7 protein-coding genes and 1 pseudogene are annotated in these 11537 nt (G+C 68.8%); 3 read left to right on the forward strand and 5 right to left on the reverse strand.

Translation table 11 applies throughout. From position 1 onward, the window contains the following. The first annotated feature begins 8 nt into the window (after window positions 1-8). Together U9977_RS07220 and U9977_RS07225 are read left to right on the forward strand one after the other, a co-directional pair. Window positions 9-1217 carry an amidohydrolase family protein gene (locus tag U9977_RS07220; RefSeq protein ID WP_322748406.1) on the forward strand — a complete coding sequence of 403 codons (1209 nt, stop codon included), beginning with the start codon at window positions 9-11 and terminating at the stop codon, window positions 1215-1217. 77 nt (window positions 1218-1294) lie between these two features. After that, window positions 1295-3730: an ABC transporter substrate-binding protein gene (locus tag U9977_RS07225; RefSeq protein ID WP_322748407.1), complete on the forward strand. Its 2436-nt coding sequence runs from the start codon at window positions 1295-1297 to the stop codon at window positions 3728-3730. Window positions 3731-4117: 387 nt separating this feature from the next. On the opposite strand, the gene U9977_RS07230 is transcribed toward U9977_RS07225, so the two are convergent. The 4 genes from U9977_RS07230 to U9977_RS07245 all read right to left on the reverse strand — a co-directional run bounded on the left by U9977_RS07230 (window position 4118) and on the right by U9977_RS07245 (window position 9545). Continuing rightward, the gene (locus U9977_RS07230; protein ID WP_322748408.1) at window positions 4118-6061 is read right to left on the reverse strand and encodes a N,N-dimethylformamidase beta subunit family domain-containing protein; all 1944 of its coding nucleotides are present in this window, start codon (window positions 6059-6061) and stop codon (window positions 4118-4120) included. Between the two features lie 252 nt (window positions 6062-6313). Continuing rightward, complete coding sequence (locus U9977_RS07235) at window positions 6314-7384, reverse strand: acyl-CoA dehydrogenase family protein (RefSeq protein WP_322748409.1); 1071 nt, start codon at window positions 7382-7384, stop codon at window positions 6314-6316. Beyond that, entirely contained in the window at window positions 7381-8241 is an 861-nt protein-coding gene (locus tag U9977_RS07240; protein ID WP_322748410.1) for a mycofactocin-coupled SDR family oxidoreductase, read from the reverse strand. Before U9977_RS07240 ends, U9977_RS07235 begins: the two co-directional genes overlap by 4 nt. Before the next feature lie 71 nt (window positions 8242-8312). Beyond that, the gene (locus tag U9977_RS07245; protein ID WP_322748411.1) at window positions 8313-9545 is read right to left on the reverse strand and encodes a cytochrome P450; all 1233 of its coding nucleotides are present in this window, start codon (window positions 9543-9545) and stop codon (window positions 8313-8315) included. 223 nt (window positions 9546-9768) lie between these two features. Here U9977_RS07245 and U9977_RS07250 point away from each other — a divergent pair, with 223 nt between their 5' ends. Continuing rightward, entirely contained in the window at window positions 9769-10905 is a 1137-nt protein-coding gene (locus U9977_RS07250) for an amidohydrolase family protein (protein WP_322748412.1), read from the forward strand. Between the two features lie 80 nt (window positions 10906-10985). Here U9977_RS07250 and U9977_RS07255 read toward each other — a convergent pair. Continuing rightward, window positions 10986-11537, reverse strand: a pseudogene (locus tag U9977_RS07255) (acyl dehydratase); the annotation flags it as partial.

The following is an 11537-nucleotide window of genomic DNA, read 5'->3' on the forward strand; positions in this document are numbered from 1 at the left end:
AGCGTCACATGGACATCCCAAAGATCATCAGCGTTGACGATCATGTGATCGAACCCCCGACGCTCTGGTCGGACCGCCTGCCCGCGAGGTACGCCGACCGTGGGCCCCGCCTCGAGCGCCGACACGGTCGCATGATCTTCGACGGGGGCCTGAGGTTCAGTGAGGAGCCGCACCCCGACGCGGGTCCCGTCGACCTGTGGCTCTACGACGATCTGGTGTGGCCACTACCCCGTGGGATGGCCCAGGTCGGGTACCTCGACGAGCCGTCGGCGGCGTCGGTGACCTACGACGACATCGTCCCAGGCTGCTGGCAGCAGGATGCTCGGCTGGAGGCGATGGACCACAACCACACCGAGGCCAGCCTCTCGTTCCCCAGCTTCTCCCGTTTCTGTGGCCAGACGTTTCTGGAGCGGGAAGACAAGGAGCTTGCGCTGCTCTGCGTCCAGGCCTACAACGACTGGATGATCGACGACTGGTCCGGCGGCGCCGCCTACGGCCGGCTCATCCCGTGCACCCTGATCCCGCTGTGGGATCCCGAACTCGCCGCCGCCGAGATCTTTCGCTGCGCCGGGAAGGGCTCGCATGCGGTCGCCTTCTCCGAAAGCCCGGTCCCCCTGGGGCTCCCCAGCATTTATGGCTCGCACTGGGAGCCGTTCTTCCGTGCGTGCGACGAAACCGACACCGTGATCAACATGCACATCGGATCGTCGTCACAGATGGCGATGACGGCGCCCGACGCGCCGTTGGAGGCCGGTATGGCGTTGACCGCCGAGAATTCCGTGCACGCGTTCGTGGACTGGTTGTGCTCGGGTGTCCTCGTGCGCCACCCCAAGATCAAGATCGCGCTCTCCGAGGGCCAGGTCGGCTGGATGCCGTTCATGATCGAGCGACTGGACTCCGTGTGGGAGCGCAGCCACTACTACGGCAACAAGCTGCGGGACGCGCTGCCCGAGCCACCCAGCTCCTACATCGCCGGTCGGGTCTACGGCTGCATCTTCGACGACATGCACGGCCTCGCGAGCCGTGACGTCGTCGGCATGGGCCAGATCATGTTCGAGACCGACTACCCGCACTCGGACTCCACGTTTCCCCACTCGCGCGAGACCGCCGAGAAAATCGTCACCGCCGCCCGGCTCACCGAACACGAGACCTGGCAGCTGCTGCGGGGCAACGCCATCGAGTGCTTCGGCTTGGCGCGCATCGGCATCACCCGCTGACCGATCCAGGTCACCAGGTCCGTCGAGAGATACGGCAGTCGGCAGTCGGCAGTTGCCACGGGGATGGAGACCTCAGCATGGTGGCGAAGGAAAAAGCTTCTCAGGAGCTGTTGACAAGGCGCCCCCGCGCTCCCCACAAGGTGGGCGTCTGCATGGAGTTCGCCGGGGGCACCAACCTCATCCAGGACTTCTACGACGGCATCCGGCTCGCCTTCGCCGAGGCGGAGGAGCGCGGCGACGTCGACCGCGCGATCGAGCTCGTCATCCGCGAGGTCCAGGGACCGATGCGGGGTACCAGCTCCGTCGTCGTCGACGCCTGGCGAGAGCTCGTCCACGACGAGGACTGCCTCGCCGTCATCGGACCCGTGGTCACCGAGGCCAACCTGGCTCTCGTCGACGAGGTCAACCGCACCGGCGTGCCGACGATCAGCTTCTGTGCCACCTTCGACTGGGCCGGCCCCTACGCCTTCGCGCTGCAGAACGGCGGATTCCCGGACGAGGCGGTACTGCTCGCCGGCTACCTCGCGTCCCAGGCAATCACCCGCGTCGCGTTGTTCCGCGAGGACGGGATCATCGGCGAGGAGTACGGTGCCGCCTTCCGCGCCGCGGCCAGGCGCTACGGCCTCACCCTTGTCACCGACCACGTCGTCGGACTGTTCAACACCTATGAGCCGGTCGAGCCCGTTCTGCGGGCAGCTCACGAAACAGGCGCCGAGTGCGTCCTGGTCCTGTCCGCCTACGGCGCGCTGATCCCCGTCCGCGCCGCGGTCAAGGCGGTCGGCGACGAGCTCGGCTGGAACCCCGTGAAGGTGCAGAACACCACGTGGGTCGCCATCACCGCGTTCGGGGGCGCAGGTGACTACGACCAGGCCGCGCTCATCGCGGACTTCGACGGCTGGATCGGGCTCGACCAGGTCCACGAGGGTAACCGGCACTTCCAGGATGTCCTGTTCCGCTTCGAGAAGCGCTTTGGTCGCAGACCCTTCCACGCCTACGCGGCTCTCGGCTTCGACCACGGCTTCGTCGTCGCGGACGCACTGGGCCGGATGCGGCCCCCGTCGGCCCAGGGGCTCACCGACGCCCTCGAGCGCACCCGCATGGTGCCGGCGTGCATCGGTGGACCGGGCACCGTCATCAGCTTCGGACCGCACGACCACCGTGGCTACAAGGGCGACTACGTCGTCCTGCGCACCATCGCCGACGGTGTCGAGCAGCTGGTCGACGTGACGTGGGCAGACCTGCTGCAGGCCTCGCCACTGGGCATCGGCGCTGCGGACGTCAAGGGTGCGGGCGCCGATGGTGCGGACGCCGATGGTGCGAGCCACGTCCTGTCCGGTGCCGGCACCCGTTACAGCCTGGTCGGCGACCGCACGCCGTTTCGCATCGGCGTGCTGCAGGACTGGGCGCTGTGGGCGCCGGTCGAGAAGTGGTACGACGGCCTGCGCCTCGCGTTCGCCGAGGCCTTCGAATCAGGGCTCCTCGACCGCGAGGTCGAACTGGTCTTCCGCGAGGTCGAAGGCCCGCCGGACGGCCGTGCCGCCGACGTCGTCCGCGCGTGGCGGGACCTGGTTCACAAGGAGAAGGTCCTCGGGGTCGTCGGTCCGTTCATCACCGACCTGACTCGCATCCTGCGGGACGAGATCGAGCGGACGCGCGTCCCGGTCATCTCCTACTGCGCGACGACGAAGTTCGCCGGGGACTTCTGCTTCCAGACGCCCAACGGCACCTTCGCCGATGAGACCTTCCACATCGCGCGTCACCTTCTCCGCCGCGGTGTGACGCGGGTCGGAGTGGTCCGTGAGGACAACCCGATCGGCGACGAGTACTACGACTGGTTCCGCCTCCACGCCCGCACCCTCGGCCTACAGGTCACCAGCGATCAGATCGTGTCGCCGCGGGTCACCGATGGCGAGATGGACACCGCGCTGCGGGCAGTCCGCGCGTCGGGTGCACAGGGCCTCGCCCACCTGGGATACGGACTGTCCTTCTACGCCGTCCTGTCACAGATGGCCCGTCAGGTCAGCGAGGGCTGGGACGTCCCCCGAGTCACGATCACCACCTGGGTGCTGTGCAGCGGCCTGGACCAGGAGCTCGGCAGCCCGGCGCTGATGAACCTCCCCGCGCCTGCGGAGATGCTCGAGGGCTGGGTCGGGGTCGATCTTCTGCACGAGGGCAACACGGTCTTCCAGGGGTTCCAGGACCGCTATGTCGCACGTTTCGGGGGTGCGAAGCCCTACGGCTGCTACCCGGCGCACATGTACGACATGGGCCGGGTGCTCGCGGAAGGTATCGCCCGCGCACGCCCGGTCACCCCCGAGGGCCTTGCGAAGGGACTGGAGAAGGTCCGTATGGTGCCGGCGACGATGGGAGCCCCCGGCACGGTGTTGGGCTTCGGGCCCTACGACCACCGCGGTTACAAGGGATCCGACTACCTCGTCCTGCGCACCGTACTCGGCGGCCGCGAGGGCCTGGTGGAAGAACTCAGGCCGGGCTTGGAAGCACCCGCATCTTAGCCTGAAGGTAAACCCGAGACGTTCCGCTTCCTGGGCTTCACGCACATGTGCGCGGTGTCCAAACGGGGCAGATTCTGGGTGAAGCGGGTCACGGACAAGAAGCGGATGGCGGTAAAGCTGCGCCGTCACCTACCCGTCCCCGAACAGGGGCGCTGGCTGGGCAGCGTGGTGAACGGACATCTCAACTACTACGCCGTCCTCGGCAACATAGACGCAGTGGCAGCCTTCCGCACCCAGGTAACGCGGCACTGGTTCAAGGCGCTACGGTGCCGCAGCCAGCGCAAGCGCCTGAACTGGGTGCGGATGAGCCGCCTCGCGACACGATGGCTACCGCCCGCCCGATCCCGGCATCCCTACCCCGGTATTGCCAATATCAGTACCAGGTCATCAGGATTGGCGTGGAGCCACGGCAGGGATGTCGCGCCACAGCAGCTGGCCCGAATTAGTACTGACAATCAGTTTGCCAGCGTGGCCGGCCAGGCCGGTGACCCCAGCGGGGCATGTCCCGAGCGCCGTCCAGTCGATCTCGTACCGGACCGCCAGCCGCGCACACAGGGTCCCTTCCGCCGTCACACCCCAGAGACAACCGTTGACGTTGGTCATGACGACGATCTGATGCGCATGCCCAACGTAGGACCAGGCCGCCCCTGTCGCGATCTCCTCGTGGGAAAGAAAGACTAGATCATCACCGGCCGTGACACCGTACAGGCCCTCGGAGTTCGCCGCGAGCGCGGCCAGCTCCGGCGCGGCACCGATGTCGATCCAGTCGGCGGCGTCGAGGCTGGGCTTCCGCCACACCAGCCTGCCATCACCAGTCACCGCATACAGACCGATCGGCCGCTGTCCCCCGCTAGATTCAGTGGATTCACACGGGCTGGCCAGAGCACATAACGACGGCGCGGGCCCAAGACTGGCCCAGGAGAGCTTCTGCCCGACCGGGTCCCGAACCCACAGGTGCCGGTCGGAGTCAACCGCGAACAGTTTGTCGTCGCACGCCGCGAGCCCGACGATCCGCCAGGCGTGTCCTATCCGCTCCCAATGCTCGCCGGGCCATGGTCCGGACAGCCGGGAGAGCACATTGCAGGTGATTCGGTCGATGGCAGGATCGCGGGTGTCGGCCATTACACCGCCCCATCCGGTCGTGGCGGCGTTGAACACGGTGCCACCGCCGGGCACGCGGAACACGCCCATGGTGGCAGTGCCGCTCTGACCGTATTGCCGGCCGCCTCGCCCCCAGTCCGCCAGTTCGGCGGTCGCGAGGACGACGAAGGTGGTCGGCGTGCCATCCCGGCCGGTGACCCGCGGCACACCGTCCTCCTCGACCACTTCGGCGGCATCGGTCTCGTAGCCGATCGTCCCGGCCCCGAAGCTGTCGCCGTCGACCAAACCGGTGCCCTCGAAGACCCAGTGGTCAGCGAACCGCACCGTCCACGTTGCCGAGGCTATCGCCGCCAGGTCACCGAACCAGGCCGCGCCGCGGCCGAAGCTGGTACCGGTGAGGGTGTTCTCCGGGCGGTCGAGCGGGGCGCTGGACCAAGGAACCGTCACCCGGGCGTCATCCACGCCGGTCAGGGGGTCTTCAGCGGCCTCGCGGTAGCAGACCATGGTCCGGCCGTCGTCCTCGAGCCGGAACTGCCACCAGCAGGTATTGCCCGTCAGGAATGCAATGTTGCCACCGGAAGCCAGGAAGCACTCAGCGGTGTCACGCATCTCGGCTGTCCAGTACTCGTCGTGCCCGATACAGACCAGGAGCTGGTATGCGCCCACCGGAATCACGCCGTCGTGCAGATCGAAACCGGAGCAGTAGTCGACGTCGAAATCGCTGGCGGTAAGCCATTCCAACAGTGCCGCCTCCCATCCGGGGTCGCTTATTCCCGGTCGGCGCAGGCTCACCCGGCGGGCACGACCGGGATCGCAGCTCGGATACAGCGACGCGCCGGGAACACCCGCCCAGGCATAAGCCCAGAAGGTGGGAAACGGAACCGAAACAAGAATTCTGGCGTGCGCTCCGGGTTCCGCCGGGCGCACCACGAAGACCGTACGGCTCTGGCCGGGTGTGCCCGGGTGGACGTCGGCAGAGTACACCGCGCTCGGCCAGGAAAGCGGCACGTCGAGAGTGAAGCCGACGGGCCAGCCCCGGTCGGCGGCGGGATCGGCCGGGCTCGGATGGGCGCCGACACACACGTCGAATCGCGCCACCTCCTTTTCGGTGCCGAGGTCGCTGACCACCAGTATCGCATTGATGCCCGCACCGGAATCGTCGTTGAGATGGAAATCAAGGCAGCCGCCCTGCGGGACTGAGCTCGCCCCGGTGTAAACTTGAAGACCCATAGCTCTTCGCTGCCCACCTTCTCTTCCTGCTGTTACGCTACGTGCCGCCTGTGAAGACCTGAACGGGGACTGGCCGCGGCGATCGTCGCGGGAAACACCACTCCGACGACCAGGTCGTCTCGAACGACGGGTAGAGGGTCGGCATCGTCCACCCATGAACGGTTGATCGGCGAATCAAGTGGTCACCGCGACGTACGCCGGACGGCTGTCAAAGCGGTCGAGCGCTTCGATTTCAGCTCCGAAGCGGCGGCGTCACGCGCCCTTCTCATCTGCGGGCGTAGCGGGCAGGCCCATGCCCACCGCGACCGTCTCGCGGTGCTGGGTCGGGCTGCCGTGCAGAGCCTGGTTGCTGACGGCGCGCCGGTAGTAGAGGTGCGCCGGGTGCTCCCAGGTGAAGCCGATGCCGCCGAGGACCTGAATGCACCCGGCCGTGACCGCCACCGCGTTCTCGGTGGCGCAGGCCTGTGCCATCGCGGCCGCGACGGCGGGGTCTTCGCCGGTGTCGGCGACCCGCAGCGCATAGGTCGAGACCGACCGCGCGGACTCCACGGCGACCAGCATGTCCGCGCAGCGGTGCTTGATCGCCTGGAACGACCCGATGGGCCGGCCGAACTGGTGGCGGACCTTCGCGTAGGCCACCGCGGTGTCCAGTGCCCAGGAGGCGACGCCGACGCTCTCCGCCGCCAGGCCGATGCCCAGGGCCTGGGAGGCGGCGTGCAGGCACCGCGGCGCCGCGGTGGACAGCACCGTCGCCGGGCCGTCGATCGCCAGGTCCGCCAGCCGGCGGGTGAGGTCCAGCGTGGCAAGCGGGGTGGCCACGATCGAGCTGCTCGGCACGGCCAGCAGCTCGCCGCCGGTGCTCTCGAGGAGGACGAGATCCGCCCTCGCCCCGTCGAGAACCATCGAGGCGCGGCCGCGGGCGGCGTTCCCGTCGTGCTCCACCCGGGCGTCCAGGGACACCGTCGCGGTGAGCGCGCCGGACGCGATGGCCGTGAGGTGCTCCCGGTCGCCGGCGGCGAGTAGCGCCGTGGTGGCGAGCAGGACGCTCGACAGGAACGGCACGCACGCCAGCGAACGTCCCAGCTCTTCGAGGACGACGCCCACCTCGGCCCACCCCGCGCCCGCGCCGCCGAGCTTCGCCGGGACCGCGAGGCCCAGGACGCCCATGTCCGCGAGCGCCCGCCACAGCGCGGGGTCGCCCCCGCTCTCGGCGCCGGTCCGCGGGTCCAGGTCGCGCAGCAGCTCCTGGACGCCGCGGCGCAGGGCGTTCTGCTCGTCGGTCAGCGCAAGGTCCACGGTGCTCCGCCCGGCGGCGGCGCTCACGGCTTGTTGGTGTTGCCCGCGTCGACCGCCAGCTGGACCCCGGTGACGTAGCGAGCCTCGTCGCAGGCCAGCCAGAGCATCGCGTGGGAGATCTCCAGCTCGGGGATCGCGCCCACGGGGGCGTAGTCGCCGCCGGGCTCGGTGTCCAGATCGGGGAGCAGGTTCGTCGCGCCGAGCATCGCGGTGGGGTTCGCCATGAGGATCGGCATCGCGGTCTCGGCCCCGCCGATGCCCATGCCCGGGCTCGCGACCCCGGTGGGGTGCACCGTGTTGACGCGGATGCGGTGCGGCGCCAGCTCGTTCGCGAAGGCCTTCATCAGCCCGACGACCCCGTGCTTGCTGGCAACGTAGTGGGCGTAGGGCAGCTGGCCGCGGATGCCCGCAGCCGAGCTGGTGATCGTGATGGTGCCGCCCCGCCCGGCTTCGATCATTGACGGCACGGTGCAGACGATGGTGTTCCAGACGCCCTTGAGGTTGGTGTCGATGATCGCGTCGTAAACGTCGTCCTCGATCTCCCAGGACCGCTCGTGGAAGGTGATGATGCCCGCGTTGGCGAGCACGGCGTCGATCCGCCCGAAAGCCTCGAGGCCGTGCTCGACAGCCGCCTGGACCTGGTCGCGATGGCGGACGTCCGCGACCGCGGTGACGCATCGCCGGCCCGCCTTCTCCACCAGCTCCTTGGTCACCTCGAGGTCTTCCGGCGAGGGGTACGGGTAACCCACCCTGGGGTGGATCTCGGCGCACGCGTCGACGGCGACGACGTCGGCACCCTCCTCGGCGAAGCGCACCGCGTGCGAGCGGCCCTGCCCCTGGCCGGCGCCGGTGATGAAGACGACCTTGTCGGCGACTCTGCCCATGTCTGCTCCTTCGGGACGATGTTGCGTGGACAGGCACATAGACGTGTCGGTCACACCAGGTACGATTTCGGTCACACCAGGTACGAGAACGGGGTCTGTTCGACCGGGCCGCTCGGTGTCGTGAATGGCATGCCGACCCAGCCGTTGACGATCCCGATGCTCGGGTACCGCCGCGCCGACGCCTCGTCGACGACGTACTCGGGCATCCGCCGCAGCACCTCTTCGAGGACGATCCGCATCTCCAGACGCGCGAACGTGGACCCCAGACAGCGGTGGATACCCAGACCGAAGGCCTGGTGGCGGTTCGGGAACCGGGTGAGGTCGATCGACTCGGGATCGTCGAAAGCCTCCGGATCCCGGTTGGCCGCGGCCATGGAGAGCAGGACACGATCCCCCTGGGGGATGTCGGTCCCGCTGAGGGTGACGGGGCAGGTGGCTGTGCGAGCCAGCGCCTGCGTCGGCGTGAAGTAGCGCAGGAACTCCTCGCAGGCGTTGGGGATGAGGGAAGGGTCAGCCGCCAACCTGGCTCTGTCGTCGGGGTGCTGGTGGAGCCACAGCAGCGCGTTGGCCATCAGAGATGTGGTCGTGTCGACGCCGCCGATGAGGATCAGCGACGAGATCTCGAGGATCTCCTGATCGGTCAGCGCCCTGCCGTTGACCTCGGCCTGCACCAGCATGGTGAGCAGGTCGTCCTGCGGCTCGACGCGCCGCGCCGCGGCCGTCTCCCCGAGCTTGACGATGACCTTGAAGTACATCGTGAGGGCCTCGTCGTGCCCGGGGCTGCCGGGTGCCTCGTAGACCATCCGGTGCATCGGCTCGGCGTAGATCTCCCAGTCGGCGAGCGGGAGGCCGAGCAGGTGCGCGGTGAAGACGCCGGGCACGGGGTTGAGCAGGTCCAGGACGAGGTCACCGCTCCCCTTGGCCACGATCGGGTTGAGGAAGGCCGTCGTGAGGTCGCGGATCTTCTGCTCGTAGCGTCTCGACGCGGCGGGGGAGAAGTGCGGGTTGAGCAGCTGCCGGAAACCGGTGTACTCGGGTGGGTCCATCTCGATAGGGGTCTGCTTCAGTGGAGCAGACGGGATCGCGACGCCGCCGGAGTGGTTCCCGTCCTCGTCGACAGCGTGGTGGGACGAGAAGGCGGCGTCGTCGAGGAACGCCGTCCGCACGTCCTCGTAGCGGGTGAGCAGCCAGAAGCCGTCGTAGGCGGGGACGTGTGACACCGGACAGGTCCGACGCAGGTCCGCGTGGATCTGCGCCCAGTGCTCGGCGTAACGGGCGGAGTGGTGATCGTAGGTCGTGCTCACGCCTGCACGTAACCACGTTCACCCGTCGGTGAGGAGCGGTGCCGGTGAGATGGCCCTTCTCATCCCCAGGGCTGGACGTGGCGTGCTGGGCACGTTTGACCGCGCCATGAGAGCGCATCCCTTCTCGACGCCGAGTAACGACGGCACGCCGGTCGCGCTCGAGCGCTGAGAAGCGGGTTCCGAACCCTTGTTCCGCCCCCGGTCGGCGAGCGAGAGTGGACAGATGATCAGCCTGTTCAGCGTCGACGACCACATCATCGAGCCGCCCGGTGTGTGGCAGGACCGGGTCCCGGAGAAGTTCAAGGCCACCGCGCCCCAGGTGCGCGAGGAGCCCGACGGTACGCAGTACTGGACCTACGAGGACACCCGCGAGGCGACCATGGGCCTCAACGCCGTCGCCGGCAAGCCGATCGAGACCTGGGGGCTGGAGCCCAAGCGTTTCGAGGACATGATCCCCGCGTGTTATGACCCGGTGGCCCGCGCTCGGGAACTCCTGTCGCAGGGCGTCTGCGCCTCGGTCGCCTTCCCGTCTCTGCCCAGGTTCGGTGGCGCCCTGTTCGCGTCCTTCAAGGACAAGGAGCTGGCCGCCGCCTGCGTCCGGGCCTGGAACGACTTCGTCCTCGACGAGTGGTGCCCCGCCGGTCCGCGCGGGCTCTACGTCCCCATGACGATCGCGCCCCTATGGGACCCGCAGGCCGCCGCTGCTGAGCTGCGCCGCTGTGTCGCGAACGGTGCCAGGGCGATCTGCCTGCCGGAGAACCCCGCCCCGCTCGGCCTCCCGTCCTACTGGCAGGCCGACTGGGACCCGCTGTGGCAGGCAGTCACCGAGACCGGGGTGCCGGCGTGCATGCACATCGGCTCCAGCGGCCAGCTCTACATGGGCTCTGCCGACTCGTCCTTCGCGGTGCCGATCGCGACGATGGCCGTCGCCTCGTGGGTCTGCGCGGTCGACATCTCGATGAGCCCGGTCTTCGCGAAGTTCCCGGACGTGCAGATCGTGTGGTCCGAGGGCGGCGTCGGATGGGTGCCCGCGGCGCTCGAGCGAGCGGACCGCCAGTGGGAACGCCACCGCTACTGGTCGCATCTGCCGAACGACGTCCGGCCCAGCGAGGTGTTCAGGCGTAACTTCACCTTCTGCATGATCGAGGAGCCGTGGGGCCTGGAGCAGCGCGGCCAGGTCGGCGTCGACCGCATCGTCTGGGAGGCCGACTTCCCCCACGCGGACACGCCCTACCCCCACATCCAGAAGATCGTGACGGAGCTGTTCGCGGGCGTGTCCGCCGAAGACCGGGCCGCCATCACCCACCGCAACGCCGAGCGTCTCTTCGGCTGGGAGATGGCGGAGCTGCCCGTCGGATGACCTGGACGGGGCCGCCCGCGGCCAGCGTCGGCGACGCTACGGGTCGGGCGGTCGGGCGGTCGGGCGGTCGGTCGGTCGCCTCAGCGTGAGCGCCGCTCGCGGAGCAGCTCGCCGTGGCGGGCCATGACCTCGGTCGCGGCCCGGCTCAGCTCGATGGGCACCGCCGGCAGGACCGGCAGGCCATGCTCACGGCTGGGCAGGGCGATCGTCGCCGCCCCGCGGGCGGTCTCCTCGTCGCGCTGGTTGCGCGCCCACACCGCGACGTCGACGAGGGCGCGCCCGTCCTCGACCCGCTTGCCCGTCACCTCGCCGCCGAGCACCTGGGCGTCGCCCTGGTAGTTGAACTTGCGGATCTCGTCGTGCTGGCGTTCGACCCAGCCGTCGTCACCCGCCCAGTCGGTGAGGAAGTGGTGCAGCCAGCACTCGCGCAGCACGCCGTAGTCGTAGGCGCGCGGGTTGCCGATCGCCTGCGCCCACGCGTTGTCCCAGTGGACGCGCTGCGCGACGTCGGGGACGCCGTACTCGTTCTTGACGTAGAACGCCGGGATGCGTTGCCGGTTCTCCCAGCCGCGGCGACCGGTCTTCAGCCCGTAGGGCACGAAGCCGTAGCCGCCGGCGTGGAAGATGATCAT

The organism is Protofrankia sp. Cas8 (genome assembly GCF_963555845.1).
GTDB lineage: Bacteria > Actinomycetota > Actinomycetes > Frankiales > Frankiaceae > Protofrankia.

Bases quoted from the DNA above. Each gene is read 5' to 3' on its own strand.
- U9977_RS07250 (WP_322748412.1), top strand. From the start codon at position 9,769: ATGATCAGCCTGTTCAGCGTCGACGACCACATCATCGAGCCGCCCGGT.
- U9977_RS07225 (WP_322748407.1), top strand. From the start codon at position 1,295: ATGGTGGCGAAGGAAAAAGCTTCTCAGGAGCTGTTGACAAGGCGCCCC.
- U9977_RS07220 (WP_322748406.1), top strand. From the start codon at position 9: ATGGACATCCCAAAGATCATCAGCGTTGACGATCATGTGATCGAACCC.
- U9977_RS07230 (WP_322748408.1), bottom strand. From the start codon at position 6,061: ATGGGTCTTCAAGTTTACACCGGGGCGAGCTCAGTCCCGCAGGGCGGC.
- U9977_RS07240 (WP_322748410.1), bottom strand. From the start codon at position 8,241: ATGGGCAGAGTCGCCGACAAGGTCGTCTTCATCACCGGCGCCGGCCAG.